Below are 25,420 nucleotides of genomic sequence, written 5' to 3'. Positions count from 1 at the left end.
GTCCGCCGGGCGACGGCACTGCGCAACCACGACGAGGTGGCCGACATGCGTGCTCGATCAGCTCTCCCGCTCCTCTCTGCCCTTGCCCTCGGCGCCGTGCTCCCGCTCGCCGCGAGCGCCCAGGCCACCGTCGACGAGTCGCCGCCGCCCTCGTGCCAGGACGTGATCGAGCTCGCGACCTCCCATCGTCCGAGCGCAGCGCTCGTCGCCGCGGCCCAGGTCGAGGCCGCGGGTGGGGCTGCCTGCGAGGCCACCGTCCTGGCCGAGGCCGAGGAATCGGTCGCCGAGGCTGCGGTGCTCCTGCGTCGGGCACAGGGGCTGGACGCCGAGGCGGGCCGCGTCGCGACCGACACCGAGGCGGCCGCGGAGCTCCGCGGCGCTGCCGACACCTCCTACGCCCAGGCGCTCGCGCTCGACCTCGGCTCGACCGCTGCGTTCGACGGACTGACCTCGGACCCGGGATCCGAGGCCCCGCCGGCCGGCACCGCCGTGGCCGCTGCCCGGCTCGTCGACCTGGGGCATCGCGCCGAGGCCCGCGAGCTGCTCCTCACGGCGGTCAAGGAGGGCAAGGTGGAACCGGAGGACCTCGACCAGGCACTGCAGGACCTGCTGGCCCCGAGCCCCCCGGAGACCGTCGTGGACTGGTGGGACGAGGACGGCAGGACGTGGCTCACGGTCGGGGCCTGGTGCGTCGCGGGGCTCGCCCTGATCTACCTGGTGCTGTGGACCTGGGTCCGTCGCCCGCCCTACCGGATCGACCCCGCGACCCAGGCCGTGACCGCGGGGAAGGCCGACGACGTCGCCCAGGCATGGGCCGAGATGCTCCCGCGACGGCTCGACGACCTCGCCGAGTCGACACCCGCCATGCGGATCTCGACAGGCCCGGACACCGACCTCACGCTCCCCGACATCGACGGGATGCCGTCGGGCTTCAAGGCCGTCGTGGAGTTCTGGACGTGGTTCCGACGCCTGCGCGTGCGTCACGTCTCGGCTCTCCTGCACGACGAGGGCGGGAAGGTCGGCGTGACGGTCTCGATCAGGAAGCGGTCCGGCAGGCTCATCGAGACCCGGACGCTCCGCCCCCTGGACGACGCCGCGCCCGTCGACCGGGCGACGTATCTCGGCCTGCTGCCACAGGCCGCCGTCTGGATCGCGTTCCAGACCACCGAGCGACGCCACCGGGTCGCCGTGCTCGGGACGAGGTCCGAGGTCGCGGTCCTCCATTTCGCCGACTCGGCCGCGCTCCTCGCCGCCGGAGACAAGGGGACCGCCCGCCAGGCTCTGCTCCGGGCGCGCGCCGCAGATCCCGCGATGCTCGCTGCCCGGCTCAACCTCGCGGTCCTCGACCTCCGGAGGGAGGGCGAGGATCCGGCCGTCGCCCCGCAGGACTGGCGGGCGCGGCTCGAGGCGCTCCACGGCGTGGAGCACGCGGCGTCCGCACGGCTCGCGGAACTCCTCGGCGGCACGCCTCACGTCCGTCCGACCACGCGCGACCACTGGTGGAGGGAGGTCGTCCGATGCCGTGCGACAGTCATGCGGGCCTGCTACAACCGGGCGATCAGCGTCCTCAACTGGTCGGTCGTCGACGACACCGACGAGATCCGGCAGCACCTGGGCGCAGCGTTGGACTCCACCAGGAAGGCTGCGGTCGAGCTGCGCGAGACCACCCCGCGACGGTCCCGGTGGACGGCCATCCGACGGACCGGGCACAACGTCCAACGGCACTCTGAGCTCATGCGCCGAGGGCACGTCGATCCCGGTCCGGCGGCGTTCCTGACCGACGTCCGGAACCAGCTCGCTGCCGTCGACCCGAGTTGGGAGACCGCCTACCCGGAGGTCCTCCCGGGATGGGTCGACTACGGCATCGCCTGCGTCGCGGCCACCGTCGTGCCGCGCAACGCGGACGCGCCGACCAGACCGGCCACCGTCGCGCGTGTGCAGTCGTGGTTGGACCGCGCCTTCACCAAGCAGCCCGGACACTACGTCTCGGCCGCTCGACGGGACCCGTTCTTCTCGCACCTCGTGACCGTCTCCGACGAACCGGCCAGCGCCGAACCGCGCCCGGCGCCACCGGACGGTCCGGCCGCCGAGAACTGAGCGAGAAGTGAGTAGACGCCCCTGGATCGCCCGGATCAGGGGCATCTGCTCACTTCTCGGCGAGAGCGACCGGCTCGCGCACCACGTCGGCCGGCGCCGCGTCGACCCTGATGGCCTCGAGGTAGTCCGCGATCGCGTCACGGTTCCTCGTGAGGGTGTCGATGCGCTCGGTCATCCGCGCCAGCTCGGTCTCGAGCAGCGCGATCTTGTCCGGATAGGCGTTGTGCAGGTGGATCTCGCGCGGCTGGTTGAGGCACGGCAGCAGCTCGGCGATGATCCGCGTCGGGAAACCGACCTCCAGCAGGCCCCGGATCTGGAGCACGCGGTCGACGAGGTGCTCGCCGTACTCGCGGTAGCCGTTCTCCTCGCGCTGCGGGGTCAGGAGCCCCTGCTCCTCGTAGTACCGCAGCAGGCGCGTGGCCGTGCCGGTGCGGCGGGACAGCTCGCCGATGCGCATGTGATGCACCCCTCTCGCGGGTCGGGCTTGACCTTCACACCCATGTCAGACATTCATGCTAACCCCATGACCACGTGCACCACTCCGACCGAGTCGTCGACCGGCGCTCCCCCGCCGTCCACAGCGCCCACCCCGCCCACCCCGCCCGCCGCGATCGCCGCGCCTGCGAGCCCCCCGACGTCCACAGCGCCCCCTGCGCCCCGGACGGCCACGCTCCCCGACCGGACCGACGCACCCGCGGACGCTCCGTCGTCGGGCACGCGCTTCCCCCTGCTGCCCCTGCTCGCCCTGGCCGCGACAGGGTTCGTCACGCTCCTCACCGAGGTGCTGCCCGCGGGCGTGCTGCCCGCGCTCAGCGCCGACCTCGGGGTCTCCGCGAGCGCCGCCGGGCAGACCGTCACTGTCTTCGCGATCGGGGCGATCGTCGCCGCGATCCCCCTCAGCCGCGCCACGGCCCGCTGGCCCAGGCGACGCCTGCTGCTCACGACGATCGCAGGGTTCGCGGTCGCGAACACCGTGACGGCCGTCTCGTCGAGCTACGCGCTCACGCTCGGCGCGCGCTTCGCGGCCGGGCTCGTCGCAGGCCTGACCTGGGCCCTGCTCGCCGGGTACGCACGGCGCCTCGCCGCGCCGGAGCAGGCGGGGCGGGCGCTCGCGATCGCGATGGGCGGCGCGCCGCTCGCGCTGGCTCTCGGCGTCCCGGCCGGGACAGCGCTGGGCGCGACCGTCGGGTGGCGCTGGGCGTTCGGCGCCATGACGATCCTCAGCCTCGTCCTGGCGGCGTGGGTGCGCTGGGGCGTGCGGGACTTCCCGGGCGAGCCGCGCGGGACGCAGGTGCCGATCGGGCAGGCGCTGCGGCTGCCCGGCGTCGCGCCGGTCGTGCTCGTGACGGGCCTGACCGTCCTCGCCTACAACGTGTTCTCGACGTACGTCGCGGTGTTCCTCGAGGACGTCGGGCTCGGTGCGCAGACCGGTGTGCTGCTCGCGGTGCTCGGCGCGACGTCGTTCGCGAGCCTCGTCGTGATCGGTGCCCTGATCGACACGCACCTGCGCGTCATGACGGTCCTCGCCGCCTCGCTCCTGGGGCTCGCGGGCCTGACGCTCGCGGTCGCGGCGGGATCCCCCGTCGCGGTCTACGCCGCGGTCGGCGCGCTGGGCTTCGCGTTCGGCGGCAGCGGGACCCTGTTCCAGACCGCGCTCGCGCGCGCCGCCGGTCCCGCGGCCGACGTCGCACAGTCCGCGTTCGTCACCTCGTGGAACGGGGCCCTCGCGCTCGGCGGGATCGTGGGCGGCGTGGTGCTGGGTGCGGGCGGGTCCGGCGCGCTGCCGTGGGCGACGCTCGCGCTCGCGGTGCCGGTCGTGGGGATCGTGCTGGGGGCGCGGCGGCACGCGTTCCCAGCGGCATCGGGCGGGAACCGGCGCGTCGAGAAGTGAGCAGATGCCCCTGATCCGGGGAGATCGGGAGCATCTGCTCACTTCTCGGCGGCGACGGGTGCGGGTGCGGCAGCCACGGCAGGTGCCGCAGCGCAGGAGCTGCGGCTCAGCCGTTGAACGCGTCGGGGTCCGGTCCGATCCGGCCGTCGGCCCGGTCGAGGCCGTCGATCGCCTCGACCTGCTCGGCCGACAGCTCGAAGCCCAGCACGTCGAGGTTCGCCGCGATGCGCGCGGGGGTCACGGACTTGGGGATCGCGACGGTCCCGGCCTGCAGGTGCCAGCGGAGCACGACCTGCGCGGGCGTCACGCCGTGCGCGTCGGCGATCGCACCGAGGACCGGGTCGCCCAGCACCGTGCCCTGACCCAGCGGGCTCCACGCCTCGGTCACGATCCCGAGCTCGCGGTGGCGCTCGCGCAGGGCGCGCTGGGCGAACGCCGGGTGCAGCTCGACCTGGTTCACGGCCGGCGTCACACCCGTGGCCGCGATGATCGCGTCGAGATGCTCAGGCTGGAAGTTCGAGACGCCGATCTCCCGGACGAGCCCCGCGTCGCGCAGCGCGACGAGCTCCTCCCACGCCTCGACGTACCGGCCCAGGCCCGGTGCGGGCCAGTGGATCAGGTACAGGTCGAGGCGGTCGAGCCCGAGGCGCTCAAGGCTCTGCTCGAACGCGGGGCGCACGGCATCGCGCGACAGGGCGTCGATCCACAGCTTGCTCGTCACGAAGACCTCGTCACGGGGCAGGCCCGACGCGGCGATGCCCGCGCCGACCCCCGCCTCGTTGCCGTAGACCGCGGCGGTGTCGATGCTGCGGTAGCCCGCGTCCAGGGCGAGCGAGACGGCCTGGGCGGTCTCGCCGTCGGGCACCTGGAAGACGCCGAAGCCGAGCTGCGGGATGCTCGTCCCGCCGCGCAGTGCGACCGCGGGGACGGTGGTGGTGCTGGTCATGGTTTCTCCTGAGGGTGGTGGTGCGACGGCGGGTCAGGCCGCGGGGACGGTGGTGAGCGGGGCCGGGGTGGGCGCCACCGCGGTCCGCCGCTCCTGGAGCGTCGCGACGCCGAGCGCCACGACCGCGAGCAGCGTGAGCGCGGCGCCCACCCACAGGGGCGAGGTGAAGCCGAGGCCGGCCGCGATGGTCAGGCCGCCGATCCACGCACCCAGCGCGTTGCCCACGTTGAACGCCGCGATGTTGGCGCCCGAGGCCATGGTCGGGGCGGCCTGCGCGTGGCCCATGATGCGCATCTGGAGGCCGGGCACGGTCGCGAACCCGAACGCCCCCATGAGGACCAGCGAGACCACCGTCATGACCTGGCTCGTCGCGGTGAGCGCGAAGACCGCGAGGATCACGGTCAGCGCGCCGAGGATCGCGAGCAGGCTCGTGGTCAGGAAGCGGTCCGCGGCCTTGCCGCCCAGGTAGTTGCCGACGAACAGCCCCACGCCGAACAGCACGAGCAGCCACGGCACGCTCGTGGTCGCGAACCCGCCGACCTCGGTGACCGTGAACGCGATGTAGGTGAACGCGCCGAACATGCCGCCGAACCCGAGCACGGTGACCAGGATGGACCACCAGACCTGCGGGTTGCGGAAGGCCGCGAGCTCGGTCCGCAGGGACGGGGTGCCCGACGGCGCAGCCCCGGCCGGGAGGGCAAGGTCGCCCGTAGCGGGGGTCGTCGAGGCGGCGCGAGCCGGTGCGGCGCCGTGCGCGCCGGACGCCCGGCGCGTGGACGGCACGAGCAGCAGGATCCCGACGAGCGCGACCACGCCGATGGCCGTGATGGCCCAGAACGTCGAGCGCCACCCGTACTGCTGGCCCAGGAACGTGCCGAACGGCACGCCCAGGACGTTGGCGGCCGTGAGGCCCGCGAACATCATCGCGATGGCCCCGGCCCGCTTGGAGGGCGCGACCATGTCGGCCGCGACGACCGCGCCGATGCCGAAGAACGCACCGTGGCACAGCGCCGCGAGGATGCGTCCGGCGAGCAGCAGCTCGTAGGTGGGGGCGAGGGCCGAGACCAGGTTCCCGGCGATGAACAGGATCATGAGGCTGCCGAGGACCGTCTTGCGGTCGAGGCGGATCACGGCGGCGGTGAGGCCGATCGCGCCGACGGCCACCGCGAGCGCGTAGCCCGAGATGAGGTAGCCGGCGACGGCCTCGGTCACGCCGAACTCGGTGGCGATCTCCGGCAGGAGACCCATGATGACGAACTCGGTGAGCCCGATCCCGAAGCCCCCGACGGCGAGGGCGAGAAGACCCAGCGGCATGCGCTGCTCCTTGTCTGATTCAGGGCACCCGCGCTTGAGCGTGTGTGCAACAACCGGCGCTTGCAGTAGTTGCAGGCGCCTCCTAAATAGTTGCACGCGCCGGTAGTTCACACAAGCGGTATAGTTGAGAGCGACGTCACGACAGGCACAGGAGGCACACATGGGCATCGGGGACGACGCGGTCGAGATCCGCTCGCAGGGCTGGCGCACGCTCGCCGCGCTGCACGGCATCCTCGACACCGCGCTCGAACGAGCGCTCCAGGCCGACCACGGCCTCTCGGTCGTCGAGTACACCGTGCTCGACGCTCTCTCGCGCCAGGACGGCTGGCACATGCGGATGCAGCAGCTCGCACGCGCCGCGGCCCTGAGCAGCAGCGCCACGACCCGCCTGGTCAACCGTCTCGAGGACCGCGGCCTGCTCACGCGCATCCTGTGCCAGGACGACCGCCGCGGCATCTACACCGAGCTGACCCCTCAGGGCGAGCAGCTCCTGCGCCAGGCCCGGCCCACGCACGACGCGGCCCTCGAGGACGCGCTCAACGAGGCCTGCCAGGTCGAGGAGCTCGCGCCCCTCGTCGCGGCCCTGCACGAGCTGCCGGCCGAGCCGTCGGTCGAGCCGTCGGCGCGCGCAGCCCCCGTGGGCGCGACGGCCTGACCCTGGGGGCGCGCCCGGTGGCCCGCCCCTTGGGGAACGTGGGGCGCGCCCGGTGGCCCGCCCCCTGGGCGGCACGTCGGGCTGCGCCAGGTGGCCTGACCCCTGGGCGGCACGTCGGGCTGCCTGACAACTCGCAGCCGATCTGGGACCCTCGTCCCCATGGGGGACATCGCGACGACGCCGGCAGCGCACCACGAGGTGGACGAGCTCTCGACGCTCGACCCCGCGGACATCCCGCCGTTCGGCGAGCACGCAAGGTGGTCGCGGCGGGTCGTGGCGTTCCTGCTCGACAACGCGATCCTGGCCGGGCTCATGTTCGTCGCCGTCGGCCCCGGCCTCGCGCCGAGCATGCTCCCCGGTCTCGACAACGACGGGAGCCTGGGCCTGGCGGTCGGGGACCTCCGCTGGTCCGAGAGCGCGTGGATGCTCGGCGCGGTGATCGCGATGACGGTGCTCCAGGCCTACACCGGCGCGACGCCCGGCAAGCGGGCGGTGGGGATCGTCGTCGTCAACCGGGACTCGGGACGACCGGTCGGACTGGTGACGACGGTCCTGCGCTGGCTCGCGCACTTCCTCGACGCGATCCTCTGCATCGGCTACCTTCGTCCGCTCTGGGACAAGGAGCGCCGCACGTTCGCCGACAGCCTCCTGTCGACGGTCGTCGTGCAGTCCCGCTCCCCCGAGCCGCACCCGTGGATCGCGCCCCTCGTTCGACCCGGGCGACCTGGCGCACAGGTCGTGAGCGCGGGCGCAGCCGTCCTGTGCACCGCAGGAGCACTGTTCGCGGTGGGCCCCACCTCGTCCACGAGCGGAGACTTCGTGTCGTCGGCCATGTGCACCACGTGGGATCGGACGACGCGCCCCGGCGTGCCGCAGCTCAGCGAGGCGATCTTCACCTGGACCGGAGTGGGCAGCATCTCTCGCTGGGGAGTCACCCACGCCCTGCCGTCCACGGACGAAGGGTCGGAGATCACCATCGCCTGGGACGGCAGCCTCCCCGTCGACGCCGACGTGTCGCTCGAGGCCGTCCTCACGAGCCCGGACGGCAGCCGGCTCGAGTACTCGACGCCGCTCGACACCGACGGCACCGGCTTCGGTGCGGATCCGACGAGTCCCGGGACGATCGAGATCCCCGCGAACGACCTCCGGGGCATCGCCCCAGGGTGGAGCTGGAGCGCGCAGATGCGCGTCGACGGCGTCGCGATCCCGGGCTGTGGCGGGCGCGCGCCCTTCTGACCCCCGCGCATCCACCGGCCGCCCCTGCCCTGTCTCCGTTTCGCCGAGCCGAACCCACCGGCCCGACCTAGGGTGTGGGCCATGAGCCCCCTCGCCCTGTTCGAGGTCTCCCTCGACTGCCCTGTCCCCCGCGACCTCGCGGAGTTCTACCGCCGCCTGCTCGGCTGGGAGTACGTGCCGGGCCACGAGACGTCGGACCCGGACGGCGACGAGTGGCTCGCGATCGTGCCGCCCGGCCCCGGCCCGCGGCTGGCTTTCCAGCGGTCGGACGCCGCGGTCGCCCCGTGGCGGACGGGTGCGCGGGTCCACTTCGACGTCGCGGTCCCGGACCTGGACGCGGGCCACGAGCTCGCGGTCGCGGCCGGGGCCCGGCCGCTGACCGGTACCCCCGCCGAGGAGGGCCACGCCGACGACCCGTTCCGGGTCTACGCGGACCCCGTGGGGCACCCGTTCTGCCTGACGCTGGTCGCCACGCCCGCACCCGCAGCGCCGGCGCCGGCAACCGAGGAGGCCGCGCGATGAGCCCCAAGAAGATCGGCCTCGTGCTGCTGCTCGTGGCCCCCATGGTCGCGCTCATGCTCTCCCCGTGGAAGCACGACGGCACGCTCGTCTACCTCGGCATGCTGCCCGCGGGGGTGGGTCTGCTCGTGGGCCGGGGCCCCGCGCTCGTCGCCGGGCCGCTCACGGCGGTCTGCATGGCGATCGGCGTCTGGCTGAGCGACTGGCCCCTCGCCGGGGCCCTCTTCATGGCCGCCCTCGGGGCGTGCGTGGGCCTCTCCGCGGTCAAGGGCTGGCACGGGATCGGCGGGTTCGTGGGCCCGCAGACGGCGTTCGCCCTCATCGGCGGCCCGCTCGTGGCCCTGCCCTCGGGCACGGTCGGCGCCTCGACGTCGTTCGGTGCCCTCGCGGCCATGGCCGGCTGGGTCGCGTTCGGCGGGCTGTGGACCGCGCTGATCGGCGGGGTCCTCACGCGCGGCATGCACCTACCGGGTCCCAAGGCCGTCCCCCGGCGCGCGGCGACGTACTTCGCGGTCGCGCTCGCGATCCTCACGGGCGTGGCGACCTACGTCGCGATGGGCTGGATCGACTCCCCGAACTCGTGGTGGCTGCTGCTCACGCTGTTCGTGATCGTCCAGCCGTACTTCGCGGCCACGCTCTCGCGCACGGCCGCGCGGGTCGGCGGCACGCTCGCGGGCGCGGTGCTCGCGGGCCTGGTGGCCCACTTCCTCAGCGGTTCTCCGGGTATCTTGTCGGCCGTGGCGCTCGTGCTCACGGGAGCGGCCGCGTGGGCGTACCTCAAGCGCCCGTACTGGGTCTTCACGCTCTTCCTCACCCCTGCGGTGATCCTGCAGACCTCGGGCGGCAAGGACGTGCTCCTCTCGGCAGACCTCGAGCGCGCCCTCTTCACGGCCGCGGCCGCCGTGGTCGCCGTCGCTGTCCTCGCGGTGGGGCACGGGATCCTCTCGTCCCGGTCGCGCGCCACGACCTGACAGGCGGCGTCACCGGGCCCACCGGGCACCGCCGGGTCACCACCCGTCCGCCACCGGCCAAGGCGCGCCGTCCTGGCTCGTCCGCCCTACTGTGACCCTATGACCGCTCGGCGGATCGCCCTGGCGCTGGTGCTCGTCGCTCCGGCGGTCGGCCTGCTGCTCTCTCCGTGGCGCCCGGACGGCGCGCTCGTCTACCTCGGGATGCTCCCTGCCGGCCTGGGGCTGCTGGTGGACCGCCGCGCGGCCCTGACTGCGAGCCTCCTCACCCCCGCGAGCATGCTCGCGGCCACGGCCCTGCGGGACCTGCCGCTCGGCGCGGCCCTCTTCATGCTGGTGCTGGGTGCTGCGGTGGGCCTCTCCGCGGCGGTCGGGTGGCACGGGATCGGGAGCCTCGTCGGCCCGCTGGCCGCGTTCGCGCTGCTCGGGACGCCGCTCGTGGCCCTGCCGTCGGGCACGGTGAGTGCGGTGGGCTCGCCCGCAGCGGTCGCCGCCATGGCGGGCCTCGTCGCGTTCGGGGGCCTGTGGACGACGTTCGTGGGCGGCGTCCTGGCGCGGAACCTGCGCGGGCTCGGCCCTCGCCCCGTCCCTCGCCCGGCGTCGGCATACTTCGGTCTGGCCCTGGGGATCCTGGCCGGTCTCATCACCTACACGGTCGACGACTGGACCGACGCCAGGAACCGGTGGTGGCTGCTGCTCACGGTCTTCGTGATGATCCAGCCGTACTTCACGGGGACGCTCCTGCGCGCGGGCGCGCGCGTGGTCGACGTCCTGGCGGGCACGGTGCTCGCCGCGATCGTCGCGCACACGCTCGACGAGCTCCCCGTGGTGCTCGTCGTGGTCGCACTCGCCCTGACGGGGTGCGCGGTGCGTGCTCTGCTGCGGAGCCCCTTCTGGGTCGTGCCGCTCTTCCTGACGCCCGCGGTGGCGCTCCTGACGTCGGGCGGCGAGGACGTCCTGGTCGCGGCGGACGTCGAGCACTCGGCGTTCATCGTGGCTGCCTCGTTGGCGACGGTCCCGATCCTCGTGATGGGCCGGCGCCTCCTGGCCGCGGCCCCTCTCGTCCCCACCTGACGGGCATGCCGACGACGGGCCGGCCGGGAGGGACGGGGTCCGGTACCGGGCCGACGCGGGTGAGCGCGAGCGCCTCGTGATGCGGGTGCCGCCAGGCGCCCCAGCCTCGATGCCTAGCCGGTCACCCCTGGGCGGACGGCAGCCCCGTGCGCTGCAGCAACGGCAACACCGACCAGGTCATCGAGATCTCCGGTCGGGACGACTCCACAGTTGACGAGACTGGCGAGCCCCTGGAGCGTGGCAAGGAAGGCCAGCCCGACCCGTTCGGGGTCGTGCTCAGGGAGCACGCCCTGGGCCTGGCCATGACGAAACACCTGCAGCATCGGCGAGAAGGCCGTCGTGGCCCCCTCGGCCACAGCGTGTCCGTCCGCACCGTGCTTGTGGGCGAACATCACCTCGACCAGGTTGGCCTCCGAGGTCGTGAAGGCGAGGTAGGCACGGGCGACCGCGCGGATCTGGTCGTCGTAGTCGGGCGACACCTCGACAGCCTCACGCAACCGGGCACCGAGCCGGACGAAGCCCTCGACGGCAAGTGCGTCCAGGAGGTCCTGCCGGCCCGCGAAGTATCGGCGGGGCGCGGCGTGCGTCACGCCGACGGCGGCAGCCACCTCGCGCAGGGACAGCTCAGCGGCGCCCTTGTCGCGCACGACCGACCCCGCTTGATCGAGCACGGCCCGACGCAGGTTGCCGTGGTGGTAGGGGCGAGGTGCAGGCATGCGCGCAGTCTAGCAACTATGTAACCGTTGACTAGATTGTTTCCGTTGGATACATTGGCGCCCATGCTCACACTCGCATCCCCGTCCCAGGTGCCGGACCAGACCGGCCGCACCATCGTCATCACCGGGTCCACCAGCGGAATCGGCCGCGCAGCCGCGACAGCCCTGGCCGCCAAGGGCGCACGGGTCGTCCTCGCCGTCCGGGACGTCCAGAAGGGCCGCGCGACCGCAGAGGCCATCGGCGGCGCGGTCGAGGTGCGCGAGCTGGACCTCGCGTCGCTGGCCTCGATCCAGGCCTTCGCCGCCGGCCTCGGCGGCGAGGTGGACGTCCTCGTCAACAACGCCGGCACCATGGCCGACTCGCTGCAGCACACCACGGACGGCTTCGAGCTCCAGCTCGGCGTCAACCACCTCGGGCACTTCGCCCTGACCAATCTCCTGCTGGACAGGATCACGGGTCGGGTGGTCACCGTCTCGTCCACCGCGCACCGCTCCGCACACATCGACTTCGAGGACCTGCAGTGGGCCCGGCGCGTGTACAAGCCGTTCGGTGCCTATGGGCAGTCCAAGCTGGCGAACCTGCTGTTCACCGCCGAGCTGCAGCGGCGTCTCGTCGGTGTCGGCTCGCCGGTCGTCGCGACCGCCGCCCATCCAGGCTGGGCCTCGACCGGTTTCCGGATCACGAGCGGCCACAAGATTCTCGACGCCCTGGCCGCGATGGGCACGCCACTGCTCGCCCACGGTCCCGACGGGGGCTCGCTCCCCACCCTGCTGGCGGCCGTCGGCGACGTCCCTGGCGGCAGCTTCGTGGGTCCGAGCCGCCTCGGGGGGGTCCGCGGCCCCGCCGCGGTGACGAAGGCCTCCGTCGGGGCGCAAGACCTGGACACCGCCGGACAGCTCTGGACCGTGTCCGAGAACCTCACCGGGACCCTCTTCCCCCTCACCGTCCGCTCAGCGGCGGACCAGGTGAACGACGGCTCGGAGGTCTGAGCACGACGAGACGTCCGACGACCACCGGCGTGCCACGTCACCCGGTGGTCGTCGGCTCTAGGGCCGCCGGCTCAGTATCGCGCGAGCCGGCAGCGTGACCGCGGCGAGGGTCAGCCCGACCGCAGCGGCCACGAAGGCCCCGTAGACCAGCGGCGGCACGTAGGGCGCAGCTCCGGTCGTGCCCTGCGTCATCGGGACGAGCGTGGCAGCGGCGATCGCAGAACCGAGCACCACGCCGACGGCCGCGACCAGCAGACCTTCCCAGCGGAGCATCCTCAGCACCTGGAGCCGCGTGGCCCCCAGGAGACGCAGCAGGCCCAGCTCGTGCCGGCGGTCGAGGACCGTCATCACCAGCGTGTTGACAGCGGCGAGAGCAGCGAACCCACCAAGGACCGCAGCCATGGTGGCGTTCATCCATGCACCCAGCGCAGCCTCCCCGTTCCGCGCGGTGGCGTAGCCGGCGGCGTCCGTGACGTCGCCCAGCGGGGCGAGCGCCTCCGCCGACCCGCCGCTGACGAGCACGGTGCTGTCGAGCCCCGAGGTGACGTGCCCGTCGAGGTCGCCCCGGTCCATGACCACCGTCCCGAGGCCCAGACCGCGACCGTAGACAGCGACGATCTCCGGGCTCGCCTCTGTACCGTCGGGCAGGAACAGCGACAGCTCGTCGCCGACGCCGACCTCCGCCGCGTCGGCCAGGCTCCGGTCGACGGCGATCCGGTCCGGGCCGAGCAGCTCGAGATCACCGTGGAGGACGTCCAGGTCCTGCACCTGTGCGAGCCCGGCACCCGAGCCGGTGATGCCCTGGGTCACCGCGCCCATCAGCGACGAGAACTCCCCGGAGCCGACGGGAACGAGCACCTGGGTGCTCAGGACACCCACGACGCTGTCGACGCCAGGGGTCGAGGCGGCGCGGGCCACGGTGCCACCCCGGAGTCCGCTGGGGTCGGTGATCACGTGGTCCGCGACCATGCCTGCGCGCAGCTGCTCCACGGCGGCACGGTCCTCGCTGGAGTGCATGAACACGAGGGTGGAGGCGAAGGCCATGGCGAGCACGATCGGGGTCATGGCCGACGCGAGGCGCCGGGCGTTGGCGCGCGAGTTCGCCGCTGCGAGCGACGCGGCGACGCCGGCTCCTCCCAGCGGGAGCCCGAAGATGCTCGCGCCCGCCCGGGCGATGAGCGGACCCAGCAACCCGACGGCGAGCATGAAGAGCATGACGACGCCGAGGGCCGCGCCCGCGGAGTCGTCGCCGGTGGAGCCGACGGCGACGCCGGTCAGTGACGCGCCACCGGCGAGAGCGGCGAGGCCGAGAGCCGTGCGGACCTTGCCCGCGCGGAGCCGTTCGACCGAAGCCTCGGACAGCGCTCGTCCAGGCTTGGTCCTCGCGGGGCGACGTCCGGCGATCCAGCTGGCACCGAGCGCCGTGAGGAGCGCGACGGCGACAGCGGCCAGGAGCGGAAGCACGGAGATCTCCAGCCGGACACCGTCAGGGATCGCGCCGCGGTCCTGGAGCTGCCCGAACCACCAGTGGGCGAGCCCGATGCCCGGCAGGCAGCCGAGGAGGCCCGCGAGCGGTGCGACGAGCACGGCCTCGGCACTGATCGCCCGGCGGATCTGCCGCGGCGTCGCGCCGACGGCGCGCAGCAGCGCGAACTCGCGGGAACGTTGTGAGACCGACAGCGCCACGGTGCCGCCCGCAGTGAAGACCGCGACGACGGCGGCGATACCGCCGAAGGAGCCCCCGATGCCGAAGAGGGTCTGCTTCGCTGTGGCGAGCCCCCTCTCCTCGACGGCACCGCGGTCGTCGCCCACGAGCACCTGCGCGTCGGTGCCGGCCAGGGCCTCGCGCACCGAGGTGGCGAGCGTGCCCGCATCGGTACCGGGCTCCGCCAGCACGACGATCGCGTCCGCCGTACCGGGGTGGCCTGCGAGCGCCGGCGCCTCGGCGTCCGCGAACCAGGCGGTGCCGACGCTGCTGCCTGCGGCACGTGCGTTGTCCGCGGGCGCGGCCTCTGCCAGGCCCGCGACGCGGAAGTCTCGTCGGCCCGCCGCGGTCCACATCGCGACGGTGTCGCCGGCAGCAAGGTCGGCGTCGTCGGCCGTGGCGGCGCCGAGCACCACCTCGCCGGGCTCCGGGGCGACCCCGGAGGTCAGTGCGACGCCGGTGAACGCGTGCGAGCCCCAGCCGTGCGCCGTGAACGCCGTGTCATCGGTCCGCACCGGGAAGGTGACGTCCACGACGGCGCCGGCCACGCCCGGCGCCTGCGCGGCGAGCGCCGCCAGCCCGGTGTCGACCCGGGCCGTGTCCGGGAGCGGGACCGGTTCGGCCTCGCGATCCTCGCCGGTGCCGGTGACGACGTACCTGTTCTGGTCGACCGCCACGACGACGGGCGCGTCCGCGTAGCGATCGGGCGGGACGGAGGCGCTCAAGCTCGTCATGAGCAACGTCCCGCACGCTGCGACGATCAGTGCGGACATCAGCAGTGCGACGAAGGTCCCTGCGAAGGACGCGGGGTTGGCACGGACGGCCGCCCGGGCCAGGCCGGTGGTGCGCATCAGGCCGCCACATCGTTCATCGCACCGGGACGACCGGCACCAGCCGCGACCGCGGTGAGGGTTGTCATCCGCGTCGCGATCTGCTCGGCCGACGCGTGCTCCAGGTCCCCGGCGAAGGACCCGTCGGCGAGGAACAGCACCCGGTCGGCCCAAGCAGCCGCGGCCGGGTCGTGGGTGACCATGACCACCGTGGCGCCGAGCGCGTCCACGGCGTGCCTCAGCAGGCCGAGGACGTCGGCCGCCGTGCGGGTGTCCAGGGCGCCGGTCGGTTCGTCGGCGAAGATCACGTCAGGGGCGGTGACCAGGGCGCGCGCGATGGCCACGCGCTGCTGCTGCCCGCCGGAGAGCTCGCCCGGTCGACGCCGCCCCTTGTCGGCGAGGCCGACCTGCGCCAGCACCGCGGCCGCCCGGCGACGGTCCCTGCGCTTTCCCGCCAGGCGCATGGGCAGCAGGACGTTCTGCTCGACCGTCAGCGACGGCAGCAGGTTGAACGACTGGAAGACGAACCCGATGCGGTCGCGCCGCAGCTCGGTGAGCTCGCCCTCGCTCATGCCGGTGATGTCGGTCCCGCCGAGGAACACCGACCCTGCCGTCGGCTTGTCGAGCCCGGCGGCGGACTGCAGGAAGGTCGACTTGCCCGAACCCGACGGGCCCATGATCGCGGTGAAGGTGCCTCGCGGGAGGGCGGCGTCCACACCCGCGAGGGCGTGGACGGTGCGCGCGCCGCGTCCGTACTGTCGCCGGACCCCGCGAAGCTCCACGGCGAGACCTGGCGTGCCCGCCGTCGCCCCCTGTCGCTCTCCCGCCATGTGCTGCCTGCTGCTACGAGCTCTCATGTCCCGTCCTTTCCCGTCGCCGTCTTTCCGGTGCGACCTACGGTGCGGGGACGGTTGCGCGCCGCGCGTCACACGCGGGAGCCAGTGGGGCCGCTACCTCGGTAGGGGGCGCGGTGACGACGAGGCGCTCGGAGCGTGGCCTACTCGGGGAGCGGGTCGCCCGGGCGCACGAGGCCGGCCTCGTACCCGAGCACGACCGCCTGCACACGGTCGGGCAGGCTGAGCTTGGCCAGGATGCGGCTCACGTGCGTCTTGGTCGTCTGCTCGGCGATGTAGAGGCGCCGAGCGATCTCGCTGTTCGACATGCCGCGGGCCATGAGCATGAACACGTCGCGCTCGCGCTGGGTGAGCCCGACGAGTGCGTCGCGCGTCGGTGTCGGCGCAGGCCGGTCGAGCAGCTCCTCCACGAGCATGCGTGTCACGCGCGGCGCGAGGAGCGCATCACCCGCGTGCACGGTCCGCACGGCAGTGACCAGGTCGTCGGGGGTGGCGTCCTTGAGCAGGAACCCGCTGGCTCCGGCGCGCAGCGCGGTGAAGACGTAGTCGTCGATGTCGAACGTCGTGAGCATGACGACCCGGGGCCGGTGCGCCGAGACCTTGTCGCTCAGGATCGCTGCGGTCGCGTCGATGCCGCTCATCTTCGGCATGCGCACGTCCATGAGGATGACGTCCGGCCGGAGGCTGCGCGCACGTGCCACGGCCTGTGCCCCGTCCTCGGCCTCGCCCGCCACGGTGATGTCGCTCTGCGCCTGGAGGATCGCGACCAGCCCGACCCGGAACATCTCCTGGTCGTCGACGACCAGCACGCGGATCATGCGGTCCCTCGCGGTGCCGTCGCGACGACCTCGAAGCCGCCCGGGACGGGCCCTGCCGTGAGGGTGCCGCCGATCGCCGTCATGCGCTCGATCATGCCGCGGATGCCTGAACCTCCGCGATCCGGCGCTTCGGCGGACGGGGCGCCACGACTCGTGATCGTGAGGACGACGTGCTCGCCCGCCTCGACGGTGAGGCACGCGGTCGCGCTCGGGGCGTGCCTGGCGATGTTCGCGACGGCCTCTTGCGCCACGCGGTACAACGCGAGCTGTACCGACTCCGGCGGATTGGGCTCGATGGTGTCGATGCGTGCCGAGAGGTCGATCTCGGCGGCGCGCGCGCCGTCGACCAGCTCGAGGAGCTGCGCGATCCCGGGCTGCGGTGCGAACTGTGCCACGTCGTCGCCGCGAAGCACCCCGAGGACTCCCCGCATCTCTCCGAGCGCCTCGCGCGCCTGGACGGCGATGCCGTCGAACTCGGCGACCGCCGCGTCGGAGAGGGCCGGGACGCGGTACTTCGCCGACGTCGCGCGCATGTGCACGATCGACATCGAGTGCGCGACCACGTCGTGCATCTCCCGCGCGACACGGGCGCGCTCCTCGGCCCACGCGCGTGCCGCGTGCTCCTGCTGCGCCTCGAAGCGCGCTTCGTCCAGGTCGGTGCTCGCACGCGACCAGGCCATCAGGAGCAGCCCGATCGACAAGGTGGCGAGCGTCACGCTCGCCGTGACGATCAGGTTGCCGACCGCGTCGTCGGCGGGTCGCGTCGTCCCGGCGATGACGACCAGGCCGAGGCACGCGACCGCCCAGGTGCCGACGCTCACCCACCAGCGGGTCACGGTGGCGAGCACGAGCAGCATGGCGACGAGGGCGAGGATCGTGACCACGGGTGCCGGCCAGGGTTCTCCGGTCGAGAACAGCGCCGTCGTGAAAACGCCCGCCACGTGCAGCACGGCGCCGGTCACGGGCCGCTCGAGAGCGACGACGATCGATCCTGTCAGCAGCAGCGTCGCGATGAGCGCTGCGCCCAACGGCATGCCGTGGACCATGGACCCGAGCGCGAGGCCGAGCACGAACAACGTGAGCAGGAAGACCCCCGCGATCACCCAGGCCCACATGCCCAGGCCCCGCAACGGAGCGGGCAGCGCCGCACGGGCAGCATCGTTGGCCCGGGTCACGACGCGCACCGTGACGGCCTGTCGACGAGGGTCCGGACGGGGTCGAGCGACACGGGGTCGAGGGACAGCAGCATACGGTCGACGGTAGACGGTTCGGCGGTGCCACCGCGTCCCGCTCGAGGGCCACCCACCCCCGTACCGGAGAGTGACACCGCCCCGGCGCACGGCGTCCGGCTCGCAGCCGTACCCGGGTACGGGAGGAATGGCTCCGGGGCGGGACGCGGCCGGTGAGAGCCGCTTCCTACCTTCGCCTGCATGACAGCGAAGACACTCGTCCCGACGCCGCAGCACCCGGCGGACGCGCGCAGCGACGTCGGGCAGAACCTCGACCGGTCCCCGCAGCGCTCCCTGCCCCCTCTGCCACGACGCGCACGACGCGCACGACGGCACCACCCTGCGTCGCACGGTGCAGCCGCCCACCACCACCTGAGCGGCCCGCGCTCGGCAGGAGGCGTCCTGACGGTCGACGCGGCACCGGGCACGCCACCCAGCACCGGCATGCTGCGATACGGGCTCCAGGAGTTCGGCGATCGCACGATCCTGGCGTGCGACCCCCCTGGAGGGGCTCGTATCGTCGAGGCCCTGGGTGATGTCGCCACGGCCGACCACATCGCGGTCATCGTGCCGGGAAACGGCCACCACCTCGGGAACTACCTCACCGACGACGGGCCGGACAGCCCCCGGGCACGGGGCGAGCTCCTGCTCCGCACCATGCGGGCCCTCGACCCGGACGCTCGCGTGGCCGTCGTGGTGTGGGTGGGTTATCACACGCCGTCGGACCTGGCCGCGGCGGTGTCCAACGTCCCTGCCCAGGAGGGCGCCCCCGAGCTCGCGCGACTCACCCACCATCTTCCTCGGGCCGCCCACCTCACCCTCGTCGGTCACAGCTATGGCAGCACGGTCTGCGGCCTCGCCCTGGCCACGGCCCGGGTGGACGACTGTGTGGCGCTCGGCAGCCCGGGCATGGGGGTGTGGCACCGGGACGAGCTCGGGACGGGCGTGCGCCTGTGGGCCGCCCAGGCCGAGACCGACTGGATCCGGCACTTCCCGCACGCCAGGCTCGGCCCTCTCGGGCTGGGGCGCCCGCCGCTGCACCCCGCGCTGGGGGCGACGCGGTTCGCGACCGGAGACGTCACGGGCCACTCCGGCTACTTCCTGGAGGACAGCGAGTCGCTGCTCAACATCGCCCGCATCGCGCTCGGACACGTCAGCGGCGTCACCTCGAGGCACTTCGGCGCGGTCCGAGCGGAGCGACCCGTCTCCCTGTCCGCGGAGCACGCATGACCGCGGCCGACGGCCGCGAGCCGGCCGTCCTCGTCGAAGGCCTCCGGAAGTCCTACCCGGGCCGGGGAGCAGCACTGGACGGCCTCGACCTCTCCGTCGCTGCAGGATCGATCCACGGGCTCCTCGGCCCGAACGGGGCAGGCAAGACCACGACCGTGCGGATCCTCGCGACGCTCCAGCGGCTCGACGCCGGCCGTGCCCGTGTCGCCGGCCACGACGTGTCCACCGATCCGTCCGGGGTCCGCGCGCGCATCGGGGTGGCCGGGCAGCATGCGGCCGTGGACGGGGTCCTGAGCGGACGGCAGAACCTGGAGATGTTCGCTCGACTGCACCGGATGGGTGCCCGGCCGGCCAGGCGACGCGCCGAGGAGCTGCTGGAGCGGTTCGACCTCGAGGCGTCGGCCGACCGTCCTGCCCGCCAGTACTCCGGCGGTATGCGTCGGCGCCTCGACCTGGCGGTCAGCCTGATCCGCAGTCCCCTCGTGCTCTTCCTCGACGAGCCGACCACCGGTCTGGACCCACGGAGCCGGAGCGAGGTCTGGTCCGCGGTCCGCGAGCTGGCGTCGTCCGGCACCACGGTGGTGCTCACCACCCAGTACCTCGAGGAGGCCGATCGGCTGTGCACGCGGATCTCGCTCGTCGACCGCGGCAGGGTCGTGGCGGAGGGTTCGCCCTCGGACCTCAAGGCCCGGCTCGGCGGCGCCCGGGTCGAGGTCGTGATCCCGGTCGGACGTGACCTGCACGCCAGTGCCGCGACGATCTCCGGGACGTTCGGCGAGCCCCCCGAGATCGACCCGGCCACGCGCAAGGTCTCGTTCCCCGTGCGCGGCGGGGGCGAGGTCTTCGCCCGGCTCGCGCCGGTCCTCGACCGGGCCGGGCTGCAGGTCGAGGACGTCTCGCTGCTCCGCCCCGACCTCGACCAGGTGTTCCTCCACCTGACCGAGGGACCCGCGCGCGAAGGAGCAGGACGATGAGCGCCCCCTCCGGCGCTGCCGTCCCTCCCGCCGTCCTCGCGAGCCCGTTCTGGCTGCTCTCCGACACATGGGTGGTGGCTCGTCGACACCTCCTGCGCCTCGTCCGGCGCCCGGACGAGCTGCTCGGCACGCTCCTGATCCCGGTGATGGCCGTGGGCATGTTCGGGTTCGTCTTCGGTGACGCGCTAGGGACCGCGATGGCCGTGCCCGGGGCCGAGTACCGCGCGTTCCTCCTGCCAGGGCTCTTCGCGCTCACCATGGCGTTCGGCATCGGCAGCACCACCGTCGCGATGGCCGCCGACGCGCGGGACGGTGTGCTGGACCGGATGCGGACGCTGCCCATGTCCCCCACGGCGGTCCTCGCCGGGCGGGCGCTCGCAGACGTCCTGACCGCGGTCGTCGAGCTGACGATCCTCATGGCTCTGGGATCGACGCTCGGCTGGCGATGGCATGCCGCCACCGGCTTCGCCGCGCTCGGCCTCCTGCTCCTTCTGCGCATGGCGTTCTCGTGGACCGGCATCCTGCTGGGGCTTCTGGTCAGCGGCCCCGAAGCGGCGATGAAGTACTTCTCGCTCGTGTTTCCCCTGGCCATGGTGGCGGACACCGTCGTACCCACCTCGCTCATGCCGGGATGGCTGGCCGTGCCCGCCGGGTGGAACCCGCTGTCGGCCACGGTGACCGCCACGCGAGGGCTGTTCGGCGCGCCCTCCAGCCCCGCGATGACATGGCCCGCCGAGCACGCCACGCTCCTGGCCGTGGCCTGGCCGCTGGGGATCACGGCGGTGTGCATGGTGCTCGCCCTGCGTCGCTTGCGCCGTCTGGACCGCTGACCGGGGCCGGCAGCGCGGGACGCGGGTCGCCCGACGGCGCCGCTCACCCCGCCAGCGCGACGTCCGGTCCCGCGAGGACCAGCAGGACCGCGCACACGGCCGCGACGGCCATGCTGAGCGCGAACGGCAGCCGGCTCGTGGTCCGTCGCACGGCGACCACGCCCGCGGACACCGCGAGCACGACCGAGACCGCTCCGCCCACCCACGCGACCGTGGTCGGCGGTCCGGGCGGCCCGAGCACCACGACCCCGACCGCCGCGACGAGCACGGCGGGCGCGAGCACGCTGGCCCCCGTCCGCCCGAGCCGGTGCGGCAGCCCCCGGACGCCGGTCGCCCGGTCGTCCTCGAGGTCCGGCAGGGTGTTCGCGACGTGCGCCCCGACGCCCAGCAGCGCGGTCGCGGCCATGGCCCAGGGTGCCGCGACCCGGTCGCCGGGCGCGGCGAGCACCACGAACAGCGGCAGGAGACCGAACGAGACCGCATAGGGGGCCCAGGACCACACGGTCGACTTGAGCCACGCGTTGTAGGACCACGCGCTCGCGACGGCCACGAGGTGCACGAGCCCCGCGACGAGCCCGGTCGCGAGCGACAGCACCACGCAGGCCGCTGCCGCGAGGAGCGCGGCCGCGTGCACCTGCCGCACCGAGACCAGCCCCGCGACGACGGGCTTGTCGGCGCGCTCGACCGCCCGGTCGCGTCGCGCGTCGAGCCAGTCGTTGGACCAGCCGACCGAGAGCTGACCGGACAGGACCGCGGCCGTGACGAGCGCCGTCGTGCCTGCGCCGGACCCGACGCCCACGGCGAAGAAGCCCGCGAGCACCGTGACCAGGACCGTGGGCCCCGCATGGCTCGCGAGCGCGAGTCCCCGCAGCGTCGTCGTCGCTGCTCGCGTCCTCACGAAGTCTCCACCCGCCCGACGCTAGCAACGCGCGGGCTGCGCGTCCCCGTGACACGATGCGTGGATGTCGCGGTTGCTCGCGGTCGGACCGGCCCTGCCGGGCACCGCGCACCCTCAGAGCGAGATCACGGACACGATCGGGCCCCTGCTGACCCGCTCGCCCGCGACGCGCGCCGTGCTCGCCCGGCTCCACGCCGCGAGCGGCGTCCGGACGCGCCACACGGCCCTGGCCCTCGACGAGTACGCGGGGCTCACGTCGTTCGGCGCGGCCAACGACCACTTCATCCGCGTCGGCACGGACCTCGCCGAGGAGGCGTGCCGGACCGCTCTCGACGCCGCGGGCATCGACCCCGGCGAGGTCGACTTCCTGCTCTTCACCTCTGTCACCGGGATCGCGGCGCCCTCGATCGACGCGCAGCTCGTGACGCGCCTGGGGCTGCGGACCGACGTCAAGCGGCTGCCGTCGTTCGGGCTCGGCTGCGTCGCGGGCGCGGCAGGGATCGCGCGCGTGCACGACTACCTCGCCGGGCACCCGCAGGACGTGGCCCTGCTCGTGTCGGTCGAGCTGTGCTCGCTCACGCTCCAGCACGGTGACGACTCCATGGCGAACCTCGTGTCGACGGGGCTGTTCGGCGACGGCGCGGCGGCCGTGGTCATGGTCGGGGACGCGCACCCGGCAGGCCGCCCGCCCACGCTGCCCGACGGCGCCACGCGAGATCCGGGGGCACGTGGCACCCGGGCGGAGCGTGCCACGGGAGCAGGTGCGATGCCCCAGGGCGTCGAGGTCGTCGACACCCGCAGCCGCCTCTACCCCGAGACCGCCGACCACCTGGGCTGGACGATCCGCGACAGCGGGTTCGGGATCGTGCTGTCCGCGGGCCTGCCCGAGGTCATCGCGGCCCACCTCGCGGGCGACGTGAAGTCGCTGCTCGTCGAGCACGACCTGACGACCGAGGACGTCGGGACCTGGGTCGTGCACGCGGGCGGGCCGCGCATCCTCGACGTCGTGCGCGACTCGCTGGGGCTCGACGAGGCCGACCTGAGGCACAGCCGGGAGTCGCTCGCCGCCGTCGGGAACCTGTCCTCCTCCTCGGTGCTGCACGTGCTCGCCGCGACGCTCGACGCCCAGCGCGACGACGTGCCCGGCGACGGCGCCGGGCAGCACGGCGTCCTCATGGCGTTCGGCCCCGGGGTCTCCGCCGAGCTCGTGCTCCTGCGCCGCACCGCGTCACCGCTGGAGGGTTGATGCTCGCCTTCTTCTACGTCGTGCTCGGGGCGACCGCGCTCGAACGCCTCGCCGAGCTCGTCGTCTCGGCCCGCAACGCGAGGTGGTCGTTCGCGCGCGGGGGCGTCGAGACGGGCCGTGGCCACTTCCCCGCGATGGTCGCCCTGCACACGGGCCTGCTCGTCGCGTGCGTGGTCGAGGTCAACGTCGCGGACCGGCCGTTCATCCCGTGGGTCGGGTGGCCCGCGTTCGTGCTCGTGCTCGCGAGCCAGGCGCTGCGCTGGTGGTGCATCGCGTCGCTCGGGCCGCGCTGGAACACGCGCGTGATCGTGGTCCCCGGGCTGCCGTGGGTCGACAAGGGCCCGTACCGCTGGATCGCCCGGCACCCCGGGCAGCGCTGGTTCCGGCACCCCAACTACCTCGCGGTCGTCGTCGAGGGCTTCGCGCTCCCGCTCGTCCACTCGTGCTGGACCACCGCGCTCGTGTTCACGCTGCTCAACGCCGTGCTGCTGCTGCAGTTCCGGCTGCCCGCCGAGGAGCGCGCGCTCGACGCGCTGCCGCACGCGTGAGCCGGGCGAGCTCGTGAGACGGGCACAGGCGCAACCCATGACGACCGGCGCGGGCGTACCCCTGACGACCGGCGCAGGCGCACCCGTGACGACCGGCGCAGGCGCACCATGACCGACACCGACGTCCTGATCGTGGGCGGCGGCCCGATCGGCCTCGCCGCCGCGATCGAGGCACGGCTCGCGGGCTACGACGTCGTCGTGGTCGAGCCGCGCGACGGCCCCGTCGACAAGGCGTGCGGCGAAGGCCTCATGCCCGGTGCGCTGCGCGCCCTCCAGGCCCTCGACGTCGACCCCGACGGCCACGTCCTGCGCGGCATCAGCTACCGCGACGCGCACCGCCACGCCGACCACCTCTTCACCGAGGGCCAGGGCAGGGGCGTGCGCCGCACCACGCTGCACGCCGCGCTCGCCGAGCGCGCGGCCGCCCTGGGCGCGACGACCGTCCGCGGCCGCGTCGAGCAGATCGACGAACGCCCCGAGACCGTGACCGCGGCCGGGATCAGCGCGCGCTGGCTCCTGGGGTGCGACGGGCTCCACTCGACCGTGCGGCGCCTCGCAGGGCTCGAGGTGGGCGCCGACGCCCACGCGCACGAGTCCCTCCTGGCGCACGCGCGCCACGACCCCGACGCCCCGGGGCGATCCCCCGGCGGGCCGAGCGCTCGTGCTGCGGGGCAGGGCGGGCCGGGGGCCGGGAGTCCCGGGTCGGGCGGGCCGGCCACCTCGCGCGACGCCGCTCTACCGACCCCGCGCGACGCTGCTCTACCGACCCCGCGCGACGCTGCTCTACCGACCCCGCGTGCCGCCGCTCTACCCACTCCGCGTGCCGCAGCCATACCCACCGAGCTCGGCGGCACCGCCCCACCCGTCCGCCCCGGTCCCGACCCGCGGCGCCGCTTCGGCCTGCGCCGCCACTTCCGCGTGCCCGCGTGGACGGACCTGGTCGAGGTCCACTGGGGAGACCGCGTCGAGGCGTACGTGACGCCCGTGGCGCCGGACGTCGTCGGGATCGCGATGCTCGGCCCCACCGGGACGCACTTCGACGAGGCCCTCGCGGGATTCACCGAGCTGAGCGAGTGCCTGCGGGACGCCGAGCCCCTGGGCCCGGTCCGCGGGGCGGGCCCGCTCAGGCAACGGTCCCGACGGCGCAGCACCGGCCGGGTGCGCCTCGTCGGGGACGCCTCGGGGTACGTCGACGCCCTGACGGGCGAAGGACTGCGGGTCGGGCTCGCGCAGGCGAGCGCCGTCGTCGGGCACCTGGACGATCCCGACGCGTACGAACGCGACTGGACCCGCGTGACCCGCGACTACCGCGTGCTGACCTCGGGGCTCGTGGCCTGGGCGACCTCGCCCGCGCGGCGCGCGATCGTGCCGCTCGCGGCGCACGCGCCCTGGCTCTACGGGAGGGTCGTGGAACGGTTGGCGCGCTGACCGGGGCCGTCGGGACCCTGCCGGACGTCCTGTCGTGTGCCGTCACGCGCGACCTCTCGCGCGACCATGTACTCGGTTCCCCACACGCCGACCGCAGCGAGGGCGACCACCCAGGTCTCGGTGAACCGGAACGCCAGGTACACAGCCACCAGGAAGAGCAGCAGCACGGCCGCCCAGACCCCGGTCCGCGACGGGGCGTCGGCCGCGTCGGTGACCTTCTCTCCCCGACGACGGACCACCGCACCGAACGTGAGGAGCCCACCGGGCACCCCGGCCAGAGCCATCACGAGGACCAGGAACGGGACGTCGAGAAGCGCACCCGCGACGACACCCCCGACGGACATGACGAAGGCCGAGTACCACGAGAGCCGTCGGACCTTCTCGTTCAGCCGCTGCATGCCCGCGAGCGCCCGGTCCTGGTCGA

At 73.7% G+C, this 25,420-nt stretch carries 23 protein-coding genes and 1 pseudogene; 14 read left to right on the top strand and 10 right to left on the bottom strand.

Annotation, left to right across the window (positions count from 1 at the left end; all coding sequences use genetic code 11):
• The first annotated feature begins 45 nt into the window (after positions 1 to 45).
• Positions 46 to 2,097, top strand: coding sequence for a hypothetical protein (locus ASE15_RS19395; RefSeq protein ID WP_157277291.1), 2,052 nt, complete (start codon positions 46 to 48; stop codon positions 2,095 to 2,097).
• A gap of 49 nt (positions 2,098 to 2,146) precedes the next feature.
• Here ASE15_RS19395 and ASE15_RS19390 read toward each other — a convergent pair whose 3' ends face one another.
• Positions 2,147 to 2,554, bottom strand: coding sequence for a MerR family transcriptional regulator (locus ASE15_RS19390; RefSeq protein ID WP_056765287.1), 408 nt, complete (start codon positions 2,552 to 2,554; stop codon positions 2,147 to 2,149).
• Between the two features lie 66 nt (positions 2,555 to 2,620).
• Here ASE15_RS19390 and ASE15_RS19385 point away from each other — a divergent pair, with 66 nt between their 5' ends.
• Positions 2,621 to 3,988 (top strand): MFS transporter, encoded by a 1,368-nt coding sequence (locus tag ASE15_RS19385; RefSeq protein WP_082618616.1) that lies wholly within the window; start codon positions 2,621 to 2,623, stop codon positions 3,986 to 3,988.
• Positions 3,989 to 4,094: 106 nt separating this feature from the next.
• Here ASE15_RS19385 and ASE15_RS19380 read toward each other — a convergent pair whose 3' ends face one another.
• Together ASE15_RS19380 and ASE15_RS19375 are read right to left on the bottom strand one after the other, a co-directional pair.
• Positions 4,095 to 4,934: an aldo/keto reductase gene (locus ASE15_RS19380; RefSeq protein ID WP_056765284.1), complete on the bottom strand. Its 840-nt coding sequence runs from the start codon at positions 4,932 to 4,934 to the stop codon at positions 4,095 to 4,097.
• A gap of 33 nt (positions 4,935 to 4,967) precedes the next feature.
• Positions 4,968 to 6,248 carry an MFS transporter gene (locus ASE15_RS19375; protein ID WP_056765280.1) on the bottom strand — a complete coding sequence of 427 codons (1,281 nt, stop codon included), beginning with the start codon at positions 6,246 to 6,248 and terminating at the stop codon, positions 4,968 to 4,970.
• Between the two features lie 160 nt (positions 6,249 to 6,408).
• Here ASE15_RS19375 and ASE15_RS19370 point away from each other — a divergent pair, with 160 nt between their 5' ends.
• From ASE15_RS19370 to ASE15_RS19350, 5 genes are all read left to right on the top strand, one after another.
• Positions 6,409 to 6,903, top strand: a complete 495-nt coding sequence (locus ASE15_RS19370) for a MarR family winged helix-turn-helix transcriptional regulator (protein WP_056765277.1) — start codon at positions 6,409 to 6,411, stop codon at positions 6,901 to 6,903.
• 159 nt (positions 6,904 to 7,062) lie between these two features.
• The gene (locus ASE15_RS19365) at positions 7,063 to 8,139 is read left to right on the top strand and encodes an RDD family protein (RefSeq protein WP_056765275.1); all 1,077 of its coding nucleotides are present in this window, start codon (positions 7,063 to 7,065) and stop codon (positions 8,137 to 8,139) included.
• 81 nt (positions 8,140 to 8,220) lie between these two features.
• Entirely contained in the window at positions 8,221 to 8,661 is a 441-nt protein-coding gene (locus ASE15_RS19360; protein ID WP_056765272.1) for a VOC family protein, read from the top strand.
• Positions 8,658 to 9,629: an FUSC family protein gene (locus ASE15_RS19355; RefSeq protein WP_056765269.1), complete on the top strand. Its 972-nt coding sequence runs from the start codon at positions 8,658 to 8,660 to the stop codon at positions 9,627 to 9,629. Before ASE15_RS19360 ends, ASE15_RS19355 begins: the two co-directional genes overlap by 4 nt.
• Before the next feature lie 99 nt (positions 9,630 to 9,728).
• Positions 9,729 to 10,700: an FUSC family protein gene (locus tag ASE15_RS19350; protein ID WP_056765267.1), complete on the top strand. Its 972-nt coding sequence runs from the start codon at positions 9,729 to 9,731 to the stop codon at positions 10,698 to 10,700.
• Positions 10,701 to 10,813: 113 nt separating this feature from the next.
• Here ASE15_RS19350 and ASE15_RS19345 read toward each other — a convergent pair whose 3' ends face one another.
• Positions 10,814 to 11,416 carry a TetR/AcrR family transcriptional regulator gene (locus ASE15_RS19345; protein WP_082618615.1) on the bottom strand — a complete coding sequence of 201 codons (603 nt, stop codon included), beginning with the start codon at positions 11,414 to 11,416 and terminating at the stop codon, positions 10,814 to 10,816.
• A gap of 63 nt (positions 11,417 to 11,479) precedes the next feature.
• On the opposite strand from ASE15_RS19345, the gene ASE15_RS19340 reads away from it, so the two are divergent.
• Positions 11,480 to 12,406 carry an oxidoreductase gene (locus ASE15_RS19340; RefSeq protein ID WP_056765260.1) on the top strand — a complete coding sequence of 309 codons (927 nt, stop codon included), beginning with the start codon at positions 11,480 to 11,482 and terminating at the stop codon, positions 12,404 to 12,406.
• A 57-nt stretch (positions 12,407 to 12,463) separates the two neighbouring features.
• On the opposite strand, the gene ASE15_RS19335 is transcribed toward ASE15_RS19340, so the two are convergent.
• From ASE15_RS19335 to ASE15_RS19320, 4 genes are all read right to left on the bottom strand, one after another.
• Positions 12,464 to 14,962, bottom strand: a complete 2,499-nt coding sequence (locus ASE15_RS19335; RefSeq protein ID WP_056765257.1) for an ABC transporter permease — start codon at positions 14,960 to 14,962, stop codon at positions 12,464 to 12,466.
• Positions 14,962 to 15,798 carry an ABC transporter ATP-binding protein gene (locus ASE15_RS19330; RefSeq protein WP_056765254.1) on the bottom strand — a complete coding sequence of 279 codons (837 nt, stop codon included), beginning with the start codon at positions 15,796 to 15,798 and terminating at the stop codon, positions 14,962 to 14,964. The genes ASE15_RS19335 and ASE15_RS19330 overlap by 1 nt, the downstream gene beginning before the upstream one ends.
• A gap of 140 nt (positions 15,799 to 15,938) precedes the next feature.
• Positions 15,939 to 16,613, bottom strand: a complete 675-nt coding sequence (locus tag ASE15_RS19325) for a response regulator transcription factor (RefSeq protein WP_056765251.1) — start codon at positions 16,611 to 16,613, stop codon at positions 15,939 to 15,941.
• Positions 16,610 to 17,788 carry a sensor histidine kinase gene (locus tag ASE15_RS19320; RefSeq protein WP_157277290.1) on the bottom strand — a complete coding sequence of 393 codons (1,179 nt, stop codon included), beginning with the start codon at positions 17,786 to 17,788 and terminating at the stop codon, positions 16,610 to 16,612. Before ASE15_RS19320 ends, ASE15_RS19325 begins: the two co-directional genes overlap by 4 nt.
• Positions 17,789 to 18,043: 255 nt before the next feature.
• Between ASE15_RS19320 and ASE15_RS19315 the strand changes: the two genes are divergently transcribed.
• From ASE15_RS19315 to ASE15_RS19305, 3 genes are read left to right on the top strand one after another with little or no spacing between them, the layout of a single operon-like run.
• Positions 18,044 to 19,072 carry an alpha/beta hydrolase gene (locus ASE15_RS19315; protein ID WP_200960586.1) on the top strand — a complete coding sequence of 343 codons (1,029 nt, stop codon included), beginning with the start codon at positions 18,044 to 18,046 and terminating at the stop codon, positions 19,070 to 19,072.
• On the top strand, positions 19,069 to 20,046 hold the full coding sequence (locus tag ASE15_RS19310) for an ATP-binding cassette domain-containing protein (RefSeq protein ID WP_056765244.1): 978 nt from the start codon (positions 19,069 to 19,071) through the stop codon (positions 20,044 to 20,046). Before ASE15_RS19315 ends, ASE15_RS19310 begins: the two co-directional genes overlap by 4 nt.
• Positions 20,043 to 20,876 (top strand): ABC transporter permease, encoded by an 834-nt coding sequence (locus ASE15_RS19305; protein WP_056765241.1) that lies wholly within the window; start codon positions 20,043 to 20,045, stop codon positions 20,874 to 20,876. The genes ASE15_RS19310 and ASE15_RS19305 overlap by 4 nt, the downstream gene beginning before the upstream one ends.
• A 43-nt stretch (positions 20,877 to 20,919) precedes the next feature.
• Here the strand turns inward: ASE15_RS19305 and ASE15_RS19300 are convergent, their stop codons facing one another.
• Positions 20,920 to 21,774 (bottom strand): UbiA family prenyltransferase, encoded by an 855-nt coding sequence (locus ASE15_RS19300; protein ID WP_200960585.1) that lies wholly within the window; start codon positions 21,772 to 21,774, stop codon positions 20,920 to 20,922.
• A gap of 64 nt (positions 21,775 to 21,838) precedes the next feature.
• Here ASE15_RS19300 and ASE15_RS19295 point away from each other — a divergent pair, with 64 nt between their 5' ends.
• The 3 genes and pseudogenes from ASE15_RS19295 to ASE15_RS21625 all read left to right on the top strand — a co-directional run.
• Positions 21,839 to 23,020 (top strand): type III polyketide synthase, encoded by a 1,182-nt coding sequence (locus tag ASE15_RS19295; protein WP_056765239.1) that lies wholly within the window; start codon positions 21,839 to 21,841, stop codon positions 23,018 to 23,020.
• The gene (locus ASE15_RS19290) at positions 23,020 to 23,568 is read left to right on the top strand and encodes an isoprenylcysteine carboxyl methyltransferase family protein (RefSeq protein WP_056765237.1); all 549 of its coding nucleotides are present in this window, start codon (positions 23,020 to 23,022) and stop codon (positions 23,566 to 23,568) included. Before ASE15_RS19295 ends, ASE15_RS19290 begins: the two co-directional genes overlap by 1 nt.
• 84 nt (positions 23,569 to 23,652) lie before the next feature.
• Positions 23,653 to 24,996 (top strand): annotated as a pseudogene (locus ASE15_RS21625) (FAD-dependent monooxygenase); the annotation flags it as partial.
• Here ASE15_RS21625 and ASE15_RS19275 read toward each other — a convergent pair.
• Positions 24,963 to 25,394: a hypothetical protein gene (locus ASE15_RS19275; protein WP_056765234.1), complete on the bottom strand. Its 432-nt coding sequence runs from the start codon at positions 25,392 to 25,394 to the stop codon at positions 24,963 to 24,965. The pseudogene ASE15_RS21625 and the gene ASE15_RS19275 overlap by 34 nt on opposite strands.
• Between the last annotated feature and the right edge of the window lie 26 nt (positions 25,395 to 25,420).

The sequence above is a fragment of the Oerskovia sp. Root22 genome (assembly GCF_001429135.1).
GTDB lineage: Bacteria > Actinomycetota > Actinomycetes > Actinomycetales > Cellulomonadaceae > Oerskovia > Oerskovia enterophila.
The sequence above is the reverse complement of the archived record's forward strand: the minus strand, read 5'-3'. Positions and strand labels throughout refer to the sequence as shown.

What these genes read in the sequence shown, in the direction of transcription:
- ASE15_RS19395 (WP_157277291.1), top strand. Translation starts at nt 46, where the DNA reads ATGCGTGCTCGATCAGCTCTCCCGCTCCTCTCTGCCCTTGCCCTCGGC.
- ASE15_RS19390 (WP_056765287.1), bottom strand. Translation starts at nt 2,554, where the DNA reads ATGCGCATCGGCGAGCTGTCCCGCCGCACCGGCACGGCCACGCGCCTG.
- ASE15_RS19385 (WP_082618616.1), top strand. Translation starts at nt 2,621, where the DNA reads ATGACCACGTGCACCACTCCGACCGAGTCGTCGACCGGCGCTCCCCCG.
- ASE15_RS19380 (WP_056765284.1), bottom strand. Translation starts at nt 4,934, where the DNA reads ATGACCAGCACCACCACCGTCCCCGCGGTCGCACTGCGCGGCGGGACG.
- ASE15_RS19375 (WP_056765280.1), bottom strand. Translation starts at nt 6,248, where the DNA reads ATGCCGCTGGGTCTTCTCGCCCTCGCCGTCGGGGGCTTCGGGATCGGG.
- ASE15_RS19370 (WP_056765277.1), top strand. Translation starts at nt 6,409, where the DNA reads ATGGGCATCGGGGACGACGCGGTCGAGATCCGCTCGCAGGGCTGGCGC.
- ASE15_RS19365 (WP_056765275.1), top strand. Translation starts at nt 7,063, where the DNA reads ATGGGGGACATCGCGACGACGCCGGCAGCGCACCACGAGGTGGACGAG.
- ASE15_RS19360 (WP_056765272.1), top strand. Translation starts at nt 8,221, where the DNA reads ATGAGCCCCCTCGCCCTGTTCGAGGTCTCCCTCGACTGCCCTGTCCCC.
- ASE15_RS19355 (WP_056765269.1), top strand. Translation starts at nt 8,658, where the DNA reads ATGAGCCCCAAGAAGATCGGCCTCGTGCTGCTGCTCGTGGCCCCCATG.
- ASE15_RS19350 (WP_056765267.1), top strand. Translation starts at nt 9,729, where the DNA reads ATGACCGCTCGGCGGATCGCCCTGGCGCTGGTGCTCGTCGCTCCGGCG.
- ASE15_RS19345 (WP_082618615.1), bottom strand. Translation starts at nt 11,416, where the DNA reads ATGCCTGCACCTCGCCCCTACCACCACGGCAACCTGCGTCGGGCCGTG.
- ASE15_RS19340 (WP_056765260.1), top strand. Translation starts at nt 11,480, where the DNA reads ATGCTCACACTCGCATCCCCGTCCCAGGTGCCGGACCAGACCGGCCGC.
- ASE15_RS19335 (WP_056765257.1), bottom strand. Translation starts at nt 14,962, where the DNA reads ATGCGCACCACCGGCCTGGCCCGGGCGGCCGTCCGTGCCAACCCCGCG.
- ASE15_RS19330 (WP_056765254.1), bottom strand. Translation starts at nt 15,798, where the DNA reads ATGAGAGCTCGTAGCAGCAGGCAGCACATGGCGGGAGAGCGACAGGGG.
- ASE15_RS19325 (WP_056765251.1), bottom strand. Translation starts at nt 16,613, where the DNA reads ATGATCCGCGTGCTGGTCGTCGACGACCAGGAGATGTTCCGGGTCGGG.
- ASE15_RS19315 (WP_200960586.1), top strand. Translation starts at nt 18,044, where the DNA reads ATGACAGCGAAGACACTCGTCCCGACGCCGCAGCACCCGGCGGACGCG.
- ASE15_RS19310 (WP_056765244.1), top strand. Translation starts at nt 19,069, where the DNA reads ATGACCGCGGCCGACGGCCGCGAGCCGGCCGTCCTCGTCGAAGGCCTC.
- ASE15_RS19305 (WP_056765241.1), top strand. Translation starts at nt 20,043, where the DNA reads ATGAGCGCCCCCTCCGGCGCTGCCGTCCCTCCCGCCGTCCTCGCGAGC.
- ASE15_RS19295 (WP_056765239.1), top strand. Translation starts at nt 21,839, where the DNA reads ATGTCGCGGTTGCTCGCGGTCGGACCGGCCCTGCCGGGCACCGCGCAC.
- ASE15_RS19290 (WP_056765237.1), top strand. Translation starts at nt 23,020, where the DNA reads ATGCTCGCCTTCTTCTACGTCGTGCTCGGGGCGACCGCGCTCGAACGC.
- ASE15_RS19275 (WP_056765234.1), bottom strand. Translation starts at nt 25,394, where the DNA reads ATGCAGCGGCTGAACGAGAAGGTCCGACGGCTCTCGTGGTACTCGGCC.